Source organism: Mesorhizobium sp. B2-3-5 (assembly GCF_006442395.1).
GTDB lineage: Bacteria > Pseudomonadota > Alphaproteobacteria > Rhizobiales > Rhizobiaceae > Mesorhizobium.
The window spans coordinates 63,722-85,576 of sequence record NZ_VFVX01000014.1 but is presented as its reverse complement, the minus strand read 5'-3'; the positions used below and the strand labels follow the sequence as shown (position 1 = coordinate 85,576).

Genomic DNA, 21,855 nt, shown 5'->3' with positions numbered 1-21,855 from the left:
CGTTTTTGTGATGACGTCGAAAAACCCCTTCGCCCATCTCAGGCCGGATCAGATCGATGTAGAGGTCATGAGCGGATTTCATCTGGAGGGGAGATACTTCAGCGTTTCGGTTCAGCTAAGTGACGAAAATGACGAAATCGGACACTCATACCTGCTGAAGGTCCTGTTCGACGGAAAAACGCTTCGCTACGAGACACTGCTCGAGATCCCAAATCTTATCCTCGCGCATGTCAGCCCTACTCCAATCGACCACGTCGTATTGGAAATCGGCGGCACGACCCATTTCCTTCACGGCACCGCGCGTGCGTCCAGCGGAACTCCAGACCAGTTCTTCAACAAGCTCTACCATCAAGAGGGCGGCGCGGTTTATTTGTATGGCGAACATGGAACCGTTTGCGTCGCCGAAGACCATGGATGGCGGACAATCAAGCCGATCGCCAGATCTTTCCTACGCGCCATGCATGGTGCGCTTAACGGGCCTGTTCATGTGGCGGGCGACGACGGCACGCTGCTTCGCCTTGCTGGCAACGGCTGGAAGAGAATTCCTCTGAATTTCAACCGTTCGATCAACGCGCTTCAAGTCGCCGAGGACGGGGTTGTGAACATAGGTTGCGAGGACGGCTATTGCTTCCAGTACTTCGAAGACGACCTGGTGCCCATCGAAGCGCCTGACCGGGACTTCTTCTCGATTTGCGAGTTCAAGGGCAAGCGCTATTGGGGCGACGATGAGTATGGTCTCTATGTACAAAAGGGGCTGAGGCTCGCTCCGCTCCGAGCGTTGGGCTACGGGTATGCGATGCAGGCATCGAGCGAATTCCTGGTTGTGGTTGGCTGGAAAGAAATCTTCCTGTTCGACGGGTCGACCTGGTCCGGCTTCGAGTTCGGATATGACAAGGGCCTGCATGCCAGCATAATCGACATGTCCCTCAGGTTCTTGTGAGATGCTGCGCGCGAAACGCCAGGCCGCATCAAAAGGCCAGCAATCACCGCTTTGCAGCGGCCAGATAGTCTCGAACTTTCTCAAGATCGAGCGCCGCAATGCGCGGTGGATCGGGCACAGAGAGCATGCGCAGGACAAAGAGCTCGCCCGCTTCCGGAAACGCCTCATATGCTTTTGTGGCGATCGCCAGCCCCTCGGGCCCGGCTACCCTCAAGCCGTCCAAATGCGCCTCGATTCTTGCAACGAGGCGCGCCAGACGCACCTCGTCCATGTCGGGGTTCTCGTCTGGATGAAGCAGGTGATAGTCGTACACCGTCCATAGAAACGCCGCCATCTCGGCGTGCTGACGGACGATTTCCGGAAGGACAGGCACTGGCATCAATTGAGATTCACGGATCCGCCGCGGATACGGTTTGCCGCGCTGGCGTGACTGGTTAGATAGGTTCCACGTATCGTGATATGGCCATCCTTCTCCATGATGATCGTCGCCTTGCCGCAGCGCAGTTCGATCCGCTCGCCGCCGACAATTTTTATATTCTCGCCGTCACGGATAACCTGTGCCGACGACGCCTTACGCGCCGGCTCGACGATCCGGCCGACGATAAGCGGCCGTCCCGGATCGCCCTCCTGAAACAACAACGCCACGTCGGCTCCGATCATCGATGAGTTGAGCTCCGTCAAACTTCGAGCCGGAACGGCGGCCTGCTTCGGATTGCCCGGAAAAACCACCAATGGCGCGTCCTCACCGAAGCCGAGGAAAACGCCGATCACCACGCCTTCGATCTTTTCAATGATCCTGGTCTTCCCAGTGGCCTTCGTCATAACGAGCCAACCCTAATTCTGATTGATCTTGCTGCCCTTCATGGTGATGTCTTTCGAGGCTTTGACGCCAATCTCACCCGAACCTACGATGGTTATGTCTTTTCCTTCGATCGTGATCGTTCCATCCTTCTTCAAAGCAATTCCAGCGGAACCACATTTGATCATTATGGAATCGCCCGCTTCGATCAGCAGGGCCTTGCCCACCTTGATGGCGCCGTCCTCGCCGATTTCGACCGCGCTACCCTTTGCAATCTTGAGCGCGCGCGCGCCGCCCACCTCGGTCGAATCATCATTAGCCACCTTGGTGGTGCGGCCCTTGCCGATTTCGGAAGTGTGCTCGCCTGCAACCGTGAAACTCTGATCGGCGCCAACATTGACCGTTTGCGCTGCGCCGATGTTCCAGCTGTCTGCGGCGCCGATGTCGTGGCTTTGCGCCGAGCCTACAGTCACGCTCCGCGAAGCCCCAATCGTGTTCGTCTGCGCCATGCCGACGCTACGAGTCTCGGTGGCGCCGACGGTGTCGACGCGCGCCGCGCCCACCGTCACTGTCTGCACCAGTCCGACCGTCTGCGAATGACTGGAATCAATGTTTTCCGTCGAGTTCGCACCGATATGGATCGTCTCGTTGGCGCCGACGGTCAGCGAGCGGTTCGCGCCCACCGTCTCGGTGTCATTGCTGCCGATATGGGTGGTCTGGTCGACGCCGACCTTGACGGTCTTGTTGTTGCCGACGTCCTCGTCGAGGTTGTGGCCGACAGAGTGCTTGGCGTCGTGATCGATGCGATCGGACTGGTCGTGCTGCACCGTCTTGTTACGGTCGTGCTTGATCAGCAGATGGTGATCCTTCTGAGCCTGGAAATTGACCAGTTCGGAACCAGCCTTGTCCTCGAACATCAGCTCGTTGTAGCCGCCGCCGCCTTTCGAGGAATTGGATTTCCAGCCAGATTGCGTCGCGTTGCCCGGCAGCGCGTAAGGCGGCATCTCGGAAGCATTGTAGACACGACCGGTGATGATCGGCAGGTCCGGATCGCCCTCGATGAAATCGACGATGACCTCCTGGCCGATGCGCGGGATCTGGATGAAGCCCCACCCGCTACCGGCCCAGGTCTGCGACACGCGCACGAAGCAGGACGAGTTCTGGTCCTTCTTGCCGAGGCGGTCCCAATGGAATTGTACCTTCACCCGCGCATATTTGTCGGTGAATATCTCCTCGCCTGAAGGGCCCACCACCGTTGCCGTCTGCGGGCCGCGCATGATCGGTCGCGGTGTGATGCGCGCTGGCCGGTAGGGCAGAGAGGTCGGCGCAACGCCGAGCACCACCTTGAAGTTCTCGCTATGGACCTCATTCTGTGTCCGGTAACCCGGATCGAACAGCCGGTATTCGGCGCTGACCACCAGATATTCCTGGTTCTGGTCGTCGCGCGGAAAACTTTCCAGCGTGAATTTGCAGCCGGAAAAAAGGCCGCGCACAGTGCCAACCGCTGTGTTGTGCTGGTGAACGGCCTGCAGTTCCTCACGCCGGATGCCGGCGATCGTGTCGCCGCGCCCGACATCCAGATGCGCTCCGGGCTGCCGATAGTTCTCGCCCGAAGCCTCCTTGTGGCTGAAGGGTTGGGAGGACTTCGCCATCAGGTCGGCGCCAGGCTTCTCGAAGTCATAATCCGTATGAGCGTAGGCACCCGGACGCACCGCACTGCCTGGAATCCATTCGGTGATGTATTCGACATCGCGTCGCGAGCCATGGCCCTCGAAATTATAAAGCACCTTCTCGTAGCCTGGCGCTGGCTTCAACTTGTTCATCGCATCGCACAGCACGAGCGTGTGCTTGCCCTCATCATGCTCGAAGAAATAGAAAATGCCTTCGTGCTCGAACAATCGCTGCACGAAATCGAGGTCGCTCTCGTCATATTGGACGCAGTATTCGCGCGACGGATAAGAACCCTGCAGTCGCTTCTCGAACTTTGCGATGCCGTATTTCGCAAAGATCTTTTCGACGATCTCGACAGCGGTCATGTTCTGGAAAATGCGGCAGTCGGTGGTGTTGCCGAGGAACCAGAGCCATGGCCTGACGCTGGCCTCGTAATAGGCCAACCGATCCTCTATGCGCGTTAGCTTGAAATCCGACACCAGCCCGCTGAACCAGCGCTTTGGATCGGATTCACCTTCGACGGAAACGACGCCGCCCAGCATCTTCAGCGGATCGACGTCACGGCTCTTGCTGACGAACCCGACGGTATAGGCGAAACATCGGCTGATCTCATCACGACCGACGAGATGGGTAAAGGTCAGCACATCGGCGCCGACGGGCGTCTGTACAACCGTGGCACGTTCGTTCGGCATGGGTCGTGCCCCTCCTCGACGCGGCCAGTGTGATGGATTGAAGCCCCGCCCTCACGTTCGGAAGGTTTTCGAATTCACCGCATCGGATCGCTGCAAGCGTAGCATATGTTTGATGAACGCCAAATAAGAGCAAGGGCTAAACCATGGCCTGCGTTCATGTGAAACGCACCTGTCCCACTGCGCTGGCAAGCTGCTAGAATGTCCAGGATTCAGGATTGCCAGTGGCTTCGAATGTTCATTTCGCTCCAGATCAGCAATGTTGACAGGCTGCCGCCAGGCATCGCGAAGAGCTACGGCGCCCGCGCCCGCGGCTTCGAAATCGGGCGCGAAAATTGCGACTGGACGCTGTCCGACCCCGACAAGTTCATCTCGGGCCGGCATTGCGAAGTCCGCTACCAGGCGGGCTCGTTCTGGCTTTTTGACGTCTCGCGCAACGGCACTTTCGTCAACGGCTCCAGCCAGCGCATGAATGCGCCGCACCGGCTAACCCAAGGCGACCGGCTGCTGATCGGCCGTTATGTCATCGTCGTTTCCATTGACGAAGAGAGCGTTACCACCGGTCGTCCGCAGGCCAGGATCGGTTCGACGCAACACGAGTTGCCACCGTCGACGGGAAGGCCGCTTGAACCCGGCAGTGTGCAATTCCCCAATCCGGCGCGGCAGCGCCCCGTCGAGGCAGCGCCGCTGTCGACGTCTTCGGCACTGCAGCCCAGCCCGGCTGTCCCGGCCATGCAGCCAGTGGCAGCGGACGGGATACTTCGCGATATCGCCAAGGCGGCCGGCTTATCGCCGGAGTTGTTGCAGTCGCGCGACCCGCATGACGTCGCCGCCGAAATCGGCGCGGTCTTGAGAACGACAGTCGAGCAACTGTCCTTGCTGCTCAAGGCGCGCGCGGCGGCCAAGGTGCTCGCCAAAAGCGCGCACCGCACGATGATCGGCGCCGAGGACAACAACCCGCTGAAATTCGTGCCGGGCACCGACGACATACTGGAGATCATGTTTGCCAAGCGCCGGGCCGGCTATCTCGATGCCAGGCATAGCATCGAGGACGCTTTCCGCGACCTCAAGACCCACGAAATCGCGACCTACGCCGCCATGCAGGCCGCGCTCTCGCGATTGCTCGACGACCTGTCGCCGGAGGCGACCGCCAAAAGAATCCCGCCGGCGTCCTTTTCATCCAGGAAAAGCCAGGCCTGGGATGCGCTCGTCGCAACGTGGCGGACGATGGAGGACAAGCACGAAAACGGCATGCTGGATGTCTTCCTTGCCTATTTCGCCGACGCCTATGCCAAGGCCGGCAAGCAGAAATAGTCGTGCTCGGCAAACGTCGCGAACACGGCTCTTACAGGCTGTGCGACCGGCCTCGTGGGAAATCCGCCTCTTTGGTCATCCTGCTTTCCGATTTCAATCGGCTTGCCGTGCGACTAGGATAGCACGTGGGAGCTTGCCTGGCTGGCAAAGCGGCGTGGCTTGGAGCGTGTGCAGGAATGTCATGTTTCGGCGAGATCAGTCTTTCCGTGCGGCTCGTTGTTGATACTCAGCCCGGTGCCCATCTTTCATCGGGCCTGAAAGAAGCTCGTTGGACCTCGACGATGGTGCGCCGATGAGCTCGAAGGACGACCCCTCCGAGCCGCCGGACAAGACCGTCATCCGCGCGCCGCGGCCAAGGCAAAAGCCGCTGGTGTCTTCCGATGGTTCCGGTCCGCAAAGCGTGCGACCTCTTCCACCGCCCGCCAGGGAATCGACCGTATTCGACCCCGGCGTCGGCCGGCAGGTGCCGCCCGGCTGGTCGTCCCGAACTGTGGTCCTCCAGGAGGCCAAGCACGGAATGGTGCCCGCAGCACCGGCAGTGCAGCAGGACGCCTTGCTCGACGCCACTGCTGGCGTGGAGTATGCCGCCGCAAATCCTCTCCTTGCCGCTGCGGGCCCCTTGCTCCTGCTGTTCGGTCAGTTGCGGCTGATCCCGGTCGAACGGCAAGCGGCAGCCTTGGCGGAGCATATCGCGGACGTCATCGAGACCTTCGACCGGAGCATGGCCAAAGCCGGCATCGAGGAAGAAGATGCGCGGATCGCGAAATTTGCGCTTTGCGAAACCGCCGACGATCTCGTCGGCAACCTCCCTTGGCCGAACAAGGAAACCTGGATCCAGCACAGTCTGCTGGTGCAGTTCTTCCACACGCAACCGACAGGAGCCGGCTTCTACGAAGCGCTGAACAATATCCTTGCCAAGCCTGAGGCGCATTACGACCTGCTCGAATTGATGCATGCCTGCCTGTCGCTGGGGTTCCAAGGCCAGTATCGGGGATTGCCTGGCGGACAGAACATGCTCGAGCGCGTCCGGCGCGACGTCTACGACACGCTGCGCTATTTCAGGCCGCGCCCCGCCGAAGACATTTCTCCGCGGTGGCAAGGCATGGCGGCGGCGATGGCCAAGCCAGGAAGGCGGCTGCCGCTCTGGGCGATCGCTGCTGCCGCGGCCACCCTGGTGACGGCGGCCTTTTTCGGGCTACGGATATTGATCACCGATGAAGGCGATGCAACCGCCGGCGAGTTGCTGGCGCTCAATCCTTCCACCTCGGTTACCATTGAACGCGCCAGTGTGGCGGCACCCGCTGAACCGGTGCAAGCCAACCCGCCGTCACCAGTTCCTCCAAACACCACGCAGATCGACCGCATCCGCGCTACACTCGCCAAGGAGATCGCCGCTGGCGGACTGAGCGTCGGCACGAAGGGCGACTTTATCGTTGTCGAGATCAGCAACCAGCTTTTGTTCGCATCCGGCCAGGCTGAGTTGAAGGCACAGTTCCAGCCCATCGCGGCGGATATCGCCACGGCGCTCGACGCCGAACCCGGACCGATCAGGATTGTCGGCCACACCGACAATGTAAAGCCGAAGAAGTCGAGCACGTTCAAATCGAATTTCGATCTCTCCGTCGCGCGCGCGAAAGCGGTGCAGGCCATGATGGCCAAGCAGTTGAAGGAACCATCGCGTCTGAGCGTCGACGGCAGGGGCGAAGACGAGCCCATTGCCGACAATGCGACGGCGGATGGCCGCGCCAGGAACCGCCGCGTCGACGTGATGATCCCAAAGGACGAGACGTTGTGAGCGGACGCGGCGAGGAGCGGGTGATCCGCTGGGCGCTGCGGATATTCAGCATGCTTGCCTTGGCCGGCTTCTCGGCCGCCGTCTGGTATGCCGGACCGCTGATCCGCTTCGCCGATACCCGCCCGCTTGGACCCATGTGGCTCAGGGCGGTCATCATCGGCGTGACCATTGCGGTGCTGGCGCTGTTCTATGGCATTCGCTTCTGGCAAAGGCGCAAGGCGCAAAAGGCGCTCGAAACGGCCATTGTGCGCGGCGACGAGCGGAACGACGATTCACAGGTGCTCGAAGCGCGCATGAGCGAAGCCATTGCGACGCTGAAGCGGACGAGCGGCAGGCGCAACTTCCTCTATGATATTCCCTGGTACATCATCATCGGCCCGCCAGGCGCCGGCAAGACGACGGCCCTGGTCAATTCCGGGCTGAAATTTCCGCTTGCGGGCTCCGGCAACGCCCAGCCGGTGGCTGGCGTCGGCGGCACACGGTCATGCGATTGGTGGTTTACCGATGAGGCGGTGCTGATCGACACCGCCGGCCGCTACACGACGCAGGAATCGGACCGCGAGCGAGACAAGGCAAGCTGGCTTGCTTTCCTCGGATTGCTCAAGAAGAACCGCGCCAGGCAACCGATCAACGGCGTGATCCTCGCCATCAGCCTCGCTGATCTCATTGGCCTCGACGACCAGCAAATCGAGGCGCATGTCGCCGAGATAAGAAACCGCCTGCGCGAATTGCACGAGATACTGAAGATCCAGTTTCCCGTCTATCTGCTTTTCACCAAGGCCGATCTCGTCTCCGGCTTCATGGATTATTTCGGTGAATTCGACGAGGCGCGCAGGCGCAAGGTGTGGGGCGCGACGTTTCAGACCGCCGATCGCACAAGGAACATGGCCGGCGAGGCACCGGCCGAATTCGACGGGCTGGCGAAGCGCTTGGCGGAAGAAGTTGTCGATCGCCTGCAGGAAGAGGCCGACCCTGTGGCGCGCATCGCCATCTTCGGCTTCCCGGCGCAGTTTGGCGCACTCAGGAACCGGATAACGCATTTCATCGGCAGTTTGTTCGATGCCTCTCGATTGCGGGTGAATGTCAGCTTGCGGGGTTTCTATTTCTCCTCCGGTACTCAGGAAGGAACACCGTTCGACCAGGTGCTGGGCACAATCGGCCGCAGCTTTGGCAGCGCCGCGCAGGCGCATCTTTCCGGCACCGGCAAGAGCTTCTTCCTGCACGATCTCCTGACCAATGTGATCTTCGCGGAATCGGGCTGGGTATCCTTCGACCGGACGGCCGAACGGCGCGCCAGGCTTGCCAGATTTGGCGGCCTCGCCGCGATTGCGCTGGCGGCCCTGGCGGCGCTCGGCGTGCTCGGCCTCAGCTTCTTTGCCAACAAATCTCTGATCGCCTCCACCAGGCAGGCCATGGCGCACTATCGCGACAGCGCGGATTCGCTGCTCAAGAGCACGACGGTGACTGACGTCGACCTGGAAAACGTCATCGGCCCGCTCGACCAGCTGCGCAACCTGCCGGCCGGGTACGAGAATGGCGATCAGGGGAAGCCGATCGAGGAGACGTTCGGGCTTAGCCAGCGCGAGAGGCTGCTGTCGGCTTCCAGGGCTGCCTATCGGCAAGCGCTCGAGCGGACATTCCGCTCCCGCCTCCTGGTGCAGGCCGAGCGGACCATCCAAGCCAGGATGACCGATCCAATCGCGCTCTACGAGCCGCTGAAGATTTACCTGATGCTGGGCGGCAAGGCTCCGAAGGTCGATGAAGAGCTGATCGTTTCCTGGATGAGGCAGGATTGGGAAGAGAACCGCTATCCCGGCGAGAACAACCGCGAGGGCCGCGCACAGCTTGAAAAGCACCTGCGCGCAATGCTCGCGCTTGACGACGCCTACGATCCCGTCTTCGAACTCAACCAGCCGCTGATCGAAGCCGCGCAACGCTCGCTTGGGCGCATGAGCCTTGCCGACCGCGCTTCGGCGCTGATCAAGTCGGCGGTCTACGCCGCAAGGCTGGAGAACTTTTCCGTCGAAGCGAAAGCCGGCCCTGAGGCTCGGCTCCTGTTCGAACGCATGGATGGCGGCGATCTCGCTGAACTCAACGTTCCCGGGCTTTACACGCGCGCCGGCTTCAACCGCTTCTTCCTGCCACAGCTCTCGCGCATCGCGCAGATGCTCGTCAACGACCAGTGGGTGCTAGGCGGCGGCGGCGAGCAGGGCGGCATCGACCAGGACCTGCCCAAGCTCGGTCCCGAACTGATCGACCGCTACGGCAAGGAATTCTCCTCCGCATGGAACGGCGTACTCGACCAGCTGAAGTTCAAGGCGTTGCTCAAGGACAGGCCTCAATATCTGGCGCTTTCCGCCCTCGCCGCGCCGGACTCGCCTCTCGATCAGCTCTTCACGGCGGTCGCCAATGAGACCGCATTGACGAAGGACAGCACCATGGCCGAAGGCGAGAGCAGCGCGGCGCGGGAGGACCCCGCCAGCATGGCCAAGGGTCTGGCACGCATCGGCCTGCAGATCGCCGGCGGCAAGTCACAGAGCCGTGCCGGCTCTGGCTCGGCTGTTGCGCAGAATGCCGGCGCGAGCGTCGAGGCACAGTTTCGATCCTTCCAGTCCCTGGTCAGCGGCGCCAGCGGACGGCGGCCGCTCGATGCGTTGACGCGGAATTTCCGCGACATCTTTCAAAGTGTGAAGCTTTCGGCCGATGTCCCTTCACAGACCGAACGCTTCAACGCCAACCTGCAGCTGCAGATCTCCACGCTGCGCGCCAATGTCTCGCGCCTTCCGAAGCCGCTTGCGCACATGATCAACGCGGCAGCGGACGAGTTTGAGGGCAATGTCGCCGAAGCCTCGGTGGCCAACCTCAACAAGACCCTCGACCAGACGGTCACGCAAGCCTGCGAGCAGGTGGTCAACGGTCGCTATCCCTTCGCCAGCGACGGCACGGAAGAGATATCGATAGCGGATTTCGCCAAGCTTTTCGCGCCGGGCGGGCTGATGGACCGCTTCTTCGCGCAGAACCTTGCGCCGCTGATCGATATGACCGGCCAGGAATGGACCTGGAGACAGGATGCCCGCGCCAGCCGCGACCTGGCGAAGTCGACCTTGAAATCATTTGAGTCGGCCGCCGAAATCCGCAGCGCCTTCTTCCCTTCCGGCGGCTCGGTGCCGTCGGTTTCGATCACCATCACGCCTTTTTCGCTGAATGGCGACGCAGACAACGCGGTTCTCGATATTGACGGCCAGACCGTCCAGAGCAGCCAGACGGGGAACGCGCCAAGAACGGTGACGTGGCCGAACAGCACGGCCTCGGCTTCCGCCAGTCTCACTCTGCTGCCGGAAATGCCAGGCCGCGACTCCGCTCTTAAATTCGAGGGACCGTGGGCCTTGAAGCGTCTGCTGGACAAGGCGACCATCACCGCCAATGGCGCCAACACCGAAGCCCGCTTCGTGATCGGCGGACGAGATGTCGCTTACACGATCCAGGCCGGACCGGGGACCAATCCCTTCCTGCTGCCAGCCCTGTCCAGCTTCAGCTGTCCGAAGGCGTTCTGACATGCCTGTGTTCCAGCGCACCGCCGGCTTCAGCCTTCATTTCGGTACTCTAATCTATGCGCTTGTGGCAAAGTAGCCTGGGCGCGCTGCCCATGCTTGGTCGCAGAGGACGCTCGCGAAGCGCTTGGTGGCAAATTGAGCACTGCCGTCCTTCCCATCGAAAGCTTCGGCGTGAGCCATAAGGGCTGCGTGCGCGACCACAACGAGGACAACTACCTGATAGAGCCGCAGACCGGCCTCTGGGTGGTGGCCGATGGCATGGGCGGGCATGAGGCCGGCGAGGTCGCGTCGGCCAGCATCGTCGATCATCTGGCGACGATCGGCATCGCGAGCTCGGCACCGGACCTTCGCGCGCGCTTCGAAGACCGGCTGAGCCGCGCCAATTCCGAGATCCGCAACATCTCTCGCTCACGCGGCATCACCATCGGCTCCACCTTCGCGGCCTTGCTTGCCATGGACGGACGGTTCGCCGGCCTGTGGGCCGGCGACAGCCGCATCTATCTGGTCCGCAACGGCGTGATCCTTCAGGTCTCGAAGGATCACACCGAGGTCCAGGAACTTCTGGACCGCGGCATGATCAGCGCTGAGGAAGCACTTACCTGGCCGCGCCGCCATGTCATCACCCATGCCGTCGGCGTCAGCGATGAGCTCGAGATCGATTTCCAGCAGGGCGAGTTGATGTCGGGGGATGTTTTCGTTCTGAGCACCGACGGACTGACGGCGCATGTCAGCGACGCCGAGATCGAAGCCGCGGTGAGATCCGCAACACCGCAGGCGGCGTGCCGGCACCTGTTGGAGACTGTGCTGGCACGCGGCGGAACCGACAATGTGACCATCGTACTCGTGAAGATCGGCGGCGGGCGCAGCGATGCGCCCCATTCGGATCGGTCCGGAGCGGAGAGCCTGGCGAGATGAGCGACGACGACAAGACCCGGATATCGACAGACGTCACCTATGCTGGCGTCGGCACGCAGCTCAGCGGCATTTACGAACTCGACGAGAGGATCGCATCCGGCGGCATGGGAGAAGTCTACCGCGGCCACAACATCCAAACCGGCGACCATGTGGCGATCAAGATCGTATTGCCCGAATTCGCTCGCGACCAGACGATCCTGTCGCTGTTCCGCAAGGAAGCCTCGATCCTCAACCATCTGTCGCACGACGCGGTGGTGCGCTATCACGTCTTCACCATCGATCCGAGGATCGGCCGGCCCTATCTCGCGATGGAGTTCGTGGACGGCCAATCACTATTCGACGTGATGCGTCGCGGACCGATGCCGGGGGAAGAAGTGCGGCGGCTTTGCCATCGCCTGACGTCGGGGCTCGCCGCGGTGCACCAAGCGGGCGCGGTTCACCGCGATCTCTCGCCGGACAACATCATCCTGCCTGGCGGGCGGGTGGAACGTGCCAAGATCATCGATTTCGGCATCGCTCGGTCGGCGGCCGCAGGCGGTGAAACGCTGATCGGCGGGAAGTTCGCTGGCAAATACAATTACGTCTCGCCGGAACAGCTCGGCCTCTATGGCGGTGAGGTTAGCGAGCAGTCCGATATCTATAGCCTCGGACTGGTGCTCGCCGCCGCGTTGCGCGGAAAGCCGCTCGATATGAGCGGCACGCAGTACGAGGTCATCGAGAAACGCCGGACCGTGCCGGACCTGTCCGACATCGATCCCGATTTCCACGAGCTCATCGGCGCGATGCTGCAGCCGGATCGGCGCGATCGGCCGGCCAGCATGGCCGAGATCGCCAGGGCAACGCGCAGCGAGGATGTCGACGTGACATTGCCGCCGGCATCATATGGTTCGCGTGAACGCTCGGGCTTGCCGCGCGCCGGCTGGACGGCGCTGTCCGAGTCCAGGCTCCAGCCTTCGGCGTCTCCGGGCGAACAGCGCTTCGTCGAACATGTGCGGCCCGCGCATCTGTCGCAGCCAAGGCCCGCGCCAGCGCCCGCGCCGGCCAGCGCGCCCATGCCGGCTGCGCCGCGAAAGTCGTCGCGGATGCCGGCTATCGCTGGCGGTATCCTGACGCTGGCACTCCTGTTGGCGGGCGGCCTTTACTTCAGTGGGATCCTTGCGCCCCCGCCGGCCGAAGAGAGACTCAAACCGCTGACGCCGAAGCCGGTGCCTAAACCCGCTGTGGAAGCCCCCAAGCCGGTGGCCCAGACGCCGCAGCCGGAAACATCGAGACCTCAGCCGCAATCACCGGTGCAGCCTTGGCCAGAGCAGTCAAAACCTGACAGCGCTGCCCCTGTCGGGACAATGAAGCCACCTGCCTTGCCGGATGCACAGGTGAAGTCCCCAATACCGGCCGAGAACCAGGCGGACGCGGCGGGCGAGCAGAAACCGGAGCCGGCCAAGCCCGCCGAAATCCCCGCACCGACCCCCGGGCCGGAGGTGTCGCCGGCAACAGAACCACAGCAGCCCGCCGAGCAGGCGCCAGCGGCCCGGCCGCTGACCACCGACAAGCAGGAGCCTGTCGCGCCGCCCGTAGGGAAGCCGGCGCCAGCGGCCCAGCCCGAATTCACGGCCAACAACAATCAGGCGCAAAAACCACCGGTCGAGATCAAGCCTGCCCAAACGCCGCCCGTGTCGGTGCCGAAGGTCGGGGAAAGTGCAAAACCGCCGGCGACAAAACCCAGCGCAACGGATCTCGTCGACATGCTTTCCAAATTGGCCAAGCCTAAGGCTTCCTCGCCGCCGACTTTGGAGAGCCAGTTACCGGCGCAGCCGACCAGCCCGCCGGCAAAACCGGCGGCCCCGCCCCCGACCGCCAGCCAGCCGACGCCACCAACCGCGCCACCAGAGCCGGCAGCGACAGTGCAGCCATCCCGGCAGCCGCGGCCGCCGGTGACCACGCAGCCCGGAAATACCGAAGTCGCGATCAATATGCCCAAGCCGGTGCTTCCGCCGGCGAAAGCGGCCGACGGGACGGCGCAACGCGCTTCATGGGTGCGCGATTTCAGCGGCGGCGACTGTTTCTACGCGTCGCTGACATCGGCAACAGACAGCGCCGCCGCTATCGAAGGCTTTGCAACGGCCGTGCAGCCCTTCGAGCAGATGCTCAATGATTTTAAGACGAAGTTTCATCTCGAGCCGGACATCAGCGTCCGTCTCATCGAGCAGCCCCAGTGTGAAGTGACCAACTTTCTGCGCTTCCTCGACCGGAACCAGGTGGAAAGGCCGCAGCTCGTTCTCGACCGGACGTCGGTGGCGGATGGCGCGCCGATCACCGGCGCGCTTGTAACGCATGGCGGGCTCGTTTCCAACGTCATGCTGATCGATCACAGGGGCATCGCCTTCAACCTCGATGACCGCATGGTGGCGCAAACCGACAAGGCGACCTTCAGCATCCCGATCGGCCTAGGCGCCGCCGACAAGGCGGCCGGAAAGGCCCTGCCGCAGATCATGCTGGTGATCACCGGACCGCGGGACATTCAGGCCGCGATGTTCTCAAGACCGACACCGGCCTCCGAGCTTTTGCCAAGGATCCTCGAGGAGATCGAGGCCGACGGTTCGCAGTTTTCCGCCACCGCCAAGTATTTCCGGCTCGGCGGATAGATATGAAACGCCGATGGACCGTCGCTACCTGCATTCATTTCGCCAGGCTTTGACACGCACAGGCTGGTTTCGATTCTTGCTGGGCCTCTCCGCCCATGTGGCATTTTCCGCGCCGTTCGGCGCGGCGCTGCTCTTTATCCTCTCGACCAACAGCGCGCATGCCGAATTCACCGTCTGCAACCAGACGCTCGACGTCGTCAATCTCGCCGTTGGACAGAAGGTCGACAATGCCGACCAGACCGACGGCTGGTGGACCATCGGCGCCAACCAGTGCGTGAACGTGATCCGCGAGGAGCTGACCAACCGATACATCTACCTGTACGCGACCGATGTGTTCGGCCATGCGATCCTCGACGGATCGACTGAGATGTGTGTCGATCGGCGCCGCTTCTCTATCCGTGGCATCGAAGAGTGCTGGCAGCGAGGTCATATCGCGGCGCGTTTCGTCGAGGTCGATACCCTTGAGCAGGTGCGCTGGACCTATTTCCTGACCGGAAACAGCCCGTGACGCACAGCATCGACACGAGCTTCAAACGGAAGAAGCTGGCGCGCCAGACCGAGCGCAGACGCAAATTCTGGCGCCGCTTTCTTGCCGGTATTGCTGTGCTCACCATCATCGCGATCGCCACCGGCTTCTATCTGACCAAGGATGACTGGTCGTTCGGCGACGAGGATGAAGAACTGCATCCCGTCGAAGGTATGGAAGACGTGCCGCCGGACGCCTCGGTCTATGTGCCGGCCATCATCGACCTTGCCGGCGACCCGATGTGGATCACGCTGGCGCCCGATGCCGACACCGCCTCGAAGGGCCATATGGTTGCGCGCCCGGCCGAACTCGACACTTCCGGGGCTTCGCCGCAAATCGAGATTCTGTCCGACGTGATGCTGAGCGCCAGCGAGAAGTTCATGACGACAATCCCCTCGACGCAGGAGGATTTTGCCTTTTTCCAGGCGCAGCGGCAGGCTGCTCCGAAGCCTTCCGCCGCAGCACCGGACGGTCAGCAGCCGACTTCGCCCGCACCTGCCGTGGCGCCCAACGATCAACGAAGCGATCTGGCGAACGACCTGCAGGCGCCGCAGGAAGAGGGCGCGATCCCAGCCAGTTCGGCACCCAAAGCCGACGCAGACGATCCTGAGGCCGGCTGGGGCGAGACAATCGACCAAGGCGAGGCAGCGCTCCCCGCCTTCAAGAAAACCGCGATCGAGAACAACACCACCGTCGAGACCGTCATCAGCGAATATCAGCGCTTCGAGGCCACGGAGGATACTTTCGTGAAAATCCTCAACGACCGCAGCCTGGATAGCGTGGTGCTCGACGCGCATTTCTCCGCGGACGACGCCAGGCTTGCGGGCGAGGCGCTGAAAGCGCTGTTCAACCGCGACGGGCTCGAGCCCGGTTTTGTGGTCGCGTTGCGCGGTTTCCGGCCGAACCGCGAGACGACGACCATGTCACTGATGCAGGTCTCCGTCTACGCCAGGAACGTCTATGTCGGTACGCTGACGCGCAACACCGCGGGCGCCTTCGTTTCAGGCGTCGACCCCTGGGTCCGCGAGGACCTCTTCAACTATTCCGGTGCCTCGGATCAGGGCGGGCCCAAGCGGCAGTATCGCCTGCTCGACGCAATCTACTCGACCGCGGCGCGCAACAAGGTGCCGACCAGCGTGATCGGCGAAGCGATCATGTATCTGTCGAGAGGACAGGATCTGGACGCTTTCGCCAGCGAGGACCAGCGCCTGGTGCTGATCTACTCGCAAACGCCGCGCGGCCAGGGCGATATCTCCGGACGGGTGCTTTACGTCGGCGTCCTGGGTAAGGACAAGAACCTCGACTGCTTCGTCTTCCAGCAAAGCGACGGTCAGTATGCCTGCGTGACCGGCGATGATCAGGTTCGTTCGCTGACCGTCATCAACGGCATGGTCACGCCAGTGAGCGGAGTGATGACATCGACCTTCGGCCCCCGTAAGCATCCGATCCTCGGCACGGTTCGAATCCACAATGGCGTCGACTGGGCGGCTCCAATCGGCACGCCGATCCTGGCCGCCTTTGACGGCGAGATCAGTTTCCAGGGCGACGGCGGCAGCTATGGCAATCTGATCAAGATCGCCCATTCAAACGGGCGCGAGACGCGCTACGCGCATATGCAGAAATTTGCCATAGCCAGCGGCGTCGGCACCAAGGTGAAGGCCGGCGACGTCATCGGCTATATTGGCACAACCGGGCTCTCGACCGGACCGCATCTGCATTTCGAGCTTTATCAGAACGGCGAAGCGATCGATCCCCTCGGGACGGTCACCACGGTTGCCAGCGCTGATTCCGGCAACCCCGGCGGGGCCGGCAGCTCTGATTCTGCCGTCGAGACGCTGACCGACCGGATCGTGCATGTCGAAAGCGGCGGCAGCGCCCGTGCCAAGAACCCCAACTCGTCAGCAACCGGCGCCGGCCAGTTCATCACCAAGACCTGGATCCGGATGATGAACACCTATCGTCCCGATCTTGCCCGTTCGCTCTCGACCGCTGACCTGCTCGCGCTTCGCTATGACGTGACGTTGTCGCGAGAGATGGTCCGTAACCTCGCACGCGAAGGCGAGGCCTATCTGCGCGCCCGCGGCCACCAGATAACGGCAGGCCGCCTTTATCTCTGCCACTTCCTTGGCATGGAGGGAGCGCACCAAGTGCTGGCCGCGCCCGGCTCGTCGCAATTGAGCGCCGTTCTGGGCTCGGCCGTGATCGAGGCCAACCCGTTCCTCATCGGCAAGACCGCCAGCTATGTCGTTGACTGGGCCGAACGGAAGATGGGACAGAAAGCGCCGCGCGTTTTGACGGATGCAAGCCAGCCGGCGACGACCACGACCGAACTCAGGCAGACATCGCCGGAGTTCGAAAAATACAAGCAGGCAATAGCGACCCTGCTCAATTCGTTCCAGGATACGCCCGGGCCAGGCTAGCGCATTTCACCGCTTCGAGGAAACGGCGAACCGCTCTATCGCTTTGTTTTGAGGCAACTCCCAAGGGAAGGCGCGATGTGCTTTTCCCGGGAAAGCCGTTTCACGATTTTCCTGGAGTTGCCCTAATGACCGTCTCGGCTCGAGGCAACGATCGCCTGACTTAGCCGATCGGTTTTGGCGCCGGCGGCTGGCGCATTGGCGAATATTTGCAGAGGCCCAGCTACGCCCCGTGAACCTAAACCCTGGTTTGGATCACATAAGCCTGAGAGCCATTTTTGGCAGAAGCGACTTTGTCGCTGACGAATTGAGCATGCGCAGACATCAATAGCGCGCCACGTTGGGCGGAGGGCTGATCCATGAAACTCTTTGTCATCCTTTTGAGCGGACTTGTCTTTTCCATCCTCGCCGCCTTCGGCGTCCAGGCCGCAGCCGTCGAGGGCAAGCGTGTCGCGCTGGTCATCGGCAACAGCAAATATGTCAACGCGGTTGCCTTGCCAAACCCGGCGAACGATGCCCACCTGATTGCGTCGACCTTGCGCAACGCCGGCTTCGACGTGATCGAAGGCGTCGACCAGGACATTGCCGGCATGCATGGCCTGATCAGCAAATTCACCGAAAATCCTACAACGCGGACCTCGCGGTCATCTTCTACGCCGGCCACGGCATGCAGGTCGACGGCAGGAACTATCTCATACCGGTCGATGCCGATCTGACCTCACCCGCCTATCTCAAGACCCGCACGGTTCAGATCGACGAGTTCATGGCGGCGCTGCCTGCTGATCCCGCCGTCGGCATCATCATTCTCGATGCCTGCCGCGACAATCCGCTGGCGCGCACGCTGGCCGCGGCGCTGCCCAAGAGCCGCTCGCTCGGCGCCGGCCTCGCGCCGGTGGAAGCAAAGGCAGACGGCGTCGGCAGCGGTGGTGTCTTGATTGCCTATGCGACGGAGCCCGGCGCTACCGCTTTCGACGGAAACGGCGTCGACAGCCCCTACTCGCTGGCTTTGGCCAAGCACCTGACCGAGCCGGGGGTCGAGATACAGAGCGCGCTGACGCGCGTGCGCGGCGACGTGACGGAAGCCACGCAAGGCCGGCAGCGCCCGTGGCACAACGCATCGCTGGGGCGCGAGGTTTTCCTTGGCGGATCGGCGGCACAATCCGCGGCGGCGCCGATCGCCGAAGCCAAGACCACGGCCTCGCCCGGCCCTGCGCCGGTGGCCAGCGATCAGCCGTCCTGGGAGATCGAGCAGCGCCTTTGGGACGAGGCTTCGAAAAAGAACGCGGTTCCCTATTACCAGGCGTATCTCGACCAGTTCCCGAATGGCCGCTTCGCGACGGTGGCGAGGCTCGACATCGACCAGCTGAAGGATCCAAAAGCGGGCAAGCAGATTGCGGCGCTGGGCGCGAGTGCATCGGATGCAAATCCCGGCTCGGCCGTTCGCACCTCGACGGGCGTCACCGACGAGATGAAACAGACGCAAGGCACCGACCTGACGGAAAGCGCTATCGGTCTCGATCGCAACCGCCGCATCGATCTGCAGTTGCGCATCGAAGCGCTGGGTACGGAGCTTGGTCAGGTCGACGGCAATATCGGCCCGAGAACGCGCCAGGCGATCGGTGTCTGGCAGGCCAGGAACGGGTTGCCGCCGACCACCTTTCTGACACGCGAACAGCTGGCGTTGCTGGTTCTCCAGACCGACCCCATGATGGATACGGTGCTCACCAAGAATGCGGCGGATCAGGCTCGGACGGGGGCGCAGCCGAAGAAAGCGGCCGTGCAGAAGACCCGCACCCTGAAGCCAGTGGCGCGGCGGAAACTAGGCATGCAACAGCAGATTGTCGAGCGCAGGCGTTACAGCGAGATCGTCATGCGCGACGAGCCGCCGCCGAGAGACAACAACAACTTCCTCACCAGGGCGCTAATCTTCGGCAGCGGCGTCGTGATCGGCGGCGCGATGAAATATTGATCACAGGCAGTCAAAGGGGGGCCAACATTTGGACGGGCTCCCCTTTGACGGTATCGCTTTTAACGGATCGGCCTAACGGCAGTCGCCTATTCGGTCCTGATGCGCATTTCCACGCGGCGGTTGACCGGATCGTAAGGATTGGCGACGCGCGGATGCGATTTGCCAAGGCCGATTGCTTCGAGCCTGGTAGATTCCACGCCGTTCGCGGTCAGGAAGGCCGCCACCGACTGCGCCCTTCGCTGCGAAAGGTCCTGGTTATAGCGATCCGAGCCGGTTGCATCGGTATGACCTTCAACGACAAAGCTGAACGTTTTCAGCCGATTGTCCTTCAGCGCCTTGGCGAACTCATCGAGTTCGGTGCGTGCGATCTGGTCGAGTTGCGCGGAATCAAGGGCGAAATTGATCATCATGTCGAGACCGGTTTTTTGTGAAGCTGAGCCAGTCTTCTCAGCCTTGCTCTTGCACTCTTCCTCCGTGCCGACGCAGATGCCGCGCGAGGCGCCCAGATTGCCTGGCTGGCCGGCGAAGAACTTCACGATGTCTTCCGACTTCTGAAGCGGATCGGCGGAGACGTGCGTTGAAAGAAGCATGGCCGCCAATGCCAAGGCTGAACTGCCCCATCGCATGACCGTCACTCCTGTCCGAGAGGATTTCGCTGGCGCGTATCATATCAAATCGGGAAGCGATTGTCTGTGAACAAACGCACGCTGCTCGTGGCCGCTAACCTGCTAAAGACTGACGCTTGACCGGCGCTCGGCCACAGGCTTCAGTACTGTTCCGCTGGCTCTCGGGGTGTGGCAGCCATGGCCAATGAACTCGGATACAGAACGGCACGGGATCTGTTTCTTGCTTGTCCCGCCATCGCCAGGGACATGAAATCGCTGGCCACCGGTCAGCCGCCGCTTGACTTTTGCCGTGCCCTGCTTGCCGGGCGCGTGCCGGAAGAAGCCGTCACGTTCTGCGCCTATCTCCTGCCCGAGCGAGCCGCCGTCTGGTGGGGACATGAATGCCTGAGCAATCTCGTTGAACTCCTCGCGGACGGGGATCTGGAATTGCTGGCGCTTGTCCACGACCGCGTCGGCGAACCTGACAATCCTCACCATCAAGCCGCCCTGAGCAATGCCCTGGACCTGCCGCCGGCGACGCCGGCCGCCTGGATCGCATTGGCAGCGGTGTGGCGTGAGCCGACCCTCAACATGGTGTCGACCGGATTTCCTGCCGCCCACGCCGTCAATGCCGGAATTCTGGCCGGACTCGCCCGCGCCTCGCAGGACGACCGGTTCACCGTGCTTTCCGCCTTTGTCGAAATGGGCATCCAGATGGCGGAGATGGAGGCGTAACGGCTTTCGCCGATCCCTACTCGCCGTCATGCTGGCATCAGGCCAGCATCAGCGGCAACCGCCTTGTGCCCATCTGGCCAGAGCGACCTTGAAGCGGGTACCGAGCGGATGCTGCAGGCGCAGGACCGAGACGTCGTTGGCGGCGAAATTCTTCGCCTGCTCGCACAATCTTGCTTCGTTCCACTCATGGCAGGTGTCGCAGTGCTTGCCTTCCCAAACCGACTTGTCGAGGCCTTCCACCGGACTGAAAAGTGGTTCGCTCCTGATCAACTGGGCGATGCTCTTGCCGTCGATCGCCGGGTCGCCGAACTTGACGGGACGATCGAAAAGAATCGGGCCGTCAGTCGCGAGCTTAGGGATTTTCGCGCGTAGAAGATCGAGCGCAAGCTGGTCGTCGGCCTGGCCTGACGACGCGCCGGTGTTGCGGGTTCCGGAGCCGGCTTCAGCCGGCGGAACGCTCGCCTCGCCGACGATCAGCGGCGCGTTGAGATCGACCTTGTGCAGGACAACCTCGGTGGTCAAGGAAACATTGATCCAGGGACGTTGCTTGCCGGCGGTCGCCTTGAAGACGTCGCTGGTCACCCTGTTCATCGCTTCGGTGATGGAGACATTTGATTCTCCAATGTGCTGGAGCAATGCCGTCGTGAAGGGCGAGTGGTCGCCGGAGCCATCATAGGCGAGCTGGTTGGGACTGGCCGCGAAGGCGACAAGCGTTCCCGCGCCGCCATTCTCGATCGGAATTTCCGCAAGACCGCTGCTTGCACCTTTGATGCCCGCGGTCTTTGCCAGCACATCGGCCAACGGATTGTCGCGGCATGCGTCCAGGAACACCAGCCTTATGCTTGTCTCGCGAGACATCTGGCGCAGGATGAAATCGACGGACACGGTCTCAAAGTCGAGCGAGGTCTCGTCCTCCAGCGCGGCATCCACCGGAAGCAGATAGTTCTTGCCTGAAACCTGCAAGCCGTGGCCGGCATAGAAGAAAAGCGCCACATCGGCGCCGCGCACCTGCTTGGCGAACTGGCCGACCGTGGCCTGGGTCTGCTGCTTGGTGAGGTCGAAGCCGGAGATCACCTCGAAACCAAGGTTCTGCAAGCGCTCGGCCATCGCCTGGGCATCGCGCACGGGGTTGGCGAGCGGCGCGGCGTGCTGGTACTGCGAGTTGCCGAGCACGAGCGCGACCCGGCGCTCGGCGCTGGCGGCGGTCAAAGTCAAAAGCAAGGCAATGGCGGCAAGACCGGCGCCGCGAAGCAAGCCGGCGCAAAACGCTATTGGACGGCAGCC

General features: G+C 62.2%; 15 protein-coding genes and 1 pseudogene. 11 read left to right on the top strand and 5 right to left on the bottom strand.

Annotated elements, in window-relative coordinates:
- Positions 1–10 precede the first annotated feature (10 nt).
- Positions 11–940 (top strand): hypothetical protein, encoded by a 930-nt coding sequence (locus tag FJ958_RS17595; RefSeq protein WP_140744459.1) that lies wholly within the window; start codon positions 11–13, stop codon positions 938–940.
- A gap of 43 nt (positions 941–983) precedes the next feature.
- On the opposite strand, the gene FJ958_RS17590 is transcribed toward FJ958_RS17595, so the two are convergent.
- The 3 genes from FJ958_RS17590 to tssI are packed head-to-tail and all read right to left on the bottom strand — an operon-like array spanning position 984 to position 4,102.
- Positions 984–1,319, bottom strand: a complete 336-nt coding sequence (locus tag FJ958_RS17590; RefSeq protein ID WP_140744458.1) for a hypothetical protein — start codon at positions 1,317–1,319, stop codon at positions 984–986.
- The gene (locus FJ958_RS17585; protein ID WP_140744457.1) at positions 1,319–1,762 is read right to left on the bottom strand and encodes a DUF6484 domain-containing protein; all 444 of its coding nucleotides are present in this window, start codon (positions 1,760–1,762) and stop codon (positions 1,319–1,321) included. Before FJ958_RS17585 ends, FJ958_RS17590 begins: the two co-directional genes overlap by 1 nt.
- A gap of 12 nt (positions 1,763–1,774) precedes the next feature.
- Positions 1,775–4,102, bottom strand: coding sequence for a type VI secretion system tip protein TssI/VgrG (gene tssI, locus FJ958_RS17580; RefSeq protein ID WP_140744456.1), 2,328 nt, complete (start codon positions 4,100–4,102; stop codon positions 1,775–1,777).
- 231 nt (positions 4,103–4,333) lie between these two features.
- On the opposite strand from tssI, the gene tagH reads away from it, so the two are divergent.
- The 9 genes and pseudogenes from tagH (at position 4,334) to FJ958_RS32005 (ending at position 19,231) form a co-directional block, all read left to right on the top strand.
- Positions 4,334–5,413: a type VI secretion system-associated FHA domain protein TagH gene (tagH, locus tag FJ958_RS17575; RefSeq protein ID WP_140744455.1), complete on the top strand. Its 1,080-nt coding sequence runs from the start codon at positions 4,334–4,336 to the stop codon at positions 5,411–5,413.
- 292 nt (positions 5,414–5,705) lie between these two features.
- A complete protein-coding gene (tssL, locus tag FJ958_RS17570; protein ID WP_140744520.1) occupies positions 5,706–7,208 on the top strand; it encodes a type VI secretion system protein TssL, long form in 1,503 nt (500 codons plus the stop codon).
- 50 nt (positions 7,209–7,258) lie between these two features.
- On the top strand, positions 7,259–10,762 hold the full coding sequence (tssM, locus tag FJ958_RS17565) for a type VI secretion system membrane subunit TssM (RefSeq protein WP_246679625.1): 3,504 nt from the start codon (positions 7,259–7,261) through the stop codon (positions 10,760–10,762).
- Between the two features lie 135 nt (positions 10,763–10,897).
- A complete protein-coding gene (locus tag FJ958_RS17560) occupies positions 10,898–11,677 on the top strand; it encodes a protein phosphatase 2C domain-containing protein (RefSeq protein ID WP_140744454.1) in 780 nt (259 codons plus the stop codon).
- Complete coding sequence (locus tag FJ958_RS17555) at positions 11,674–14,319, top strand: protein kinase (protein WP_140744453.1); 2,646 nt, start codon at positions 11,674–11,676, stop codon at positions 14,317–14,319. The genes FJ958_RS17560 and FJ958_RS17555 overlap by 4 nt, the downstream gene beginning before the upstream one ends.
- Before the next feature lie 13 nt (positions 14,320–14,332).
- Positions 14,333–14,827, top strand: a complete 495-nt coding sequence (locus tag FJ958_RS17550; protein ID WP_140744452.1) for a DUF1036 domain-containing protein — start codon at positions 14,333–14,335, stop codon at positions 14,825–14,827.
- Positions 14,824–17,265, top strand: a complete 2,442-nt coding sequence (locus FJ958_RS17545; protein ID WP_140744451.1) for a M23 family metallopeptidase — start codon at positions 14,824–14,826, stop codon at positions 17,263–17,265. Before FJ958_RS17550 ends, FJ958_RS17545 begins: the two co-directional genes overlap by 4 nt.
- Before the next feature lie 356 nt (positions 17,266–17,621).
- Positions 17,622–18,337: pseudogene (locus tag FJ958_RS32010) on the top strand (caspase family protein); the annotation flags it as partial.
- Positions 18,338–18,730: 393 nt separating this feature from the next.
- Complete coding sequence (locus FJ958_RS32005; RefSeq protein ID WP_246679623.1) at positions 18,731–19,231, top strand: peptidoglycan-binding domain-containing protein; 501 nt, start codon at positions 18,731–18,733, stop codon at positions 19,229–19,231.
- Positions 19,232–19,317: 86 nt separating this feature from the next.
- Here the strand turns inward: FJ958_RS32005 and FJ958_RS17535 are convergent, their stop codons facing one another.
- Positions 19,318–19,821 carry an OmpA family protein gene (locus FJ958_RS17535; RefSeq protein WP_140744450.1) on the bottom strand — a complete coding sequence of 168 codons (504 nt, stop codon included), beginning with the start codon at positions 19,819–19,821 and terminating at the stop codon, positions 19,318–19,320.
- A gap of 213 nt (positions 19,822–20,034) precedes the next feature.
- Here FJ958_RS17535 and FJ958_RS17530 point away from each other — a divergent pair, with 213 nt between their 5' ends.
- Complete coding sequence (locus FJ958_RS17530) at positions 20,035–20,571, top strand: hypothetical protein (RefSeq protein WP_246676886.1); 537 nt, start codon at positions 20,035–20,037, stop codon at positions 20,569–20,571.
- Between the two features lie 48 nt (positions 20,572–20,619).
- Here the strand turns inward: FJ958_RS17530 and FJ958_RS17525 are convergent, their stop codons facing one another.
- A complete protein-coding gene (locus FJ958_RS17525) occupies positions 20,620–21,825 on the bottom strand; it encodes a caspase domain-containing protein (protein ID WP_246679616.1) in 1,206 nt (401 codons plus the stop codon).
- Positions 21,826–21,855 lie beyond the last annotated feature (30 nt).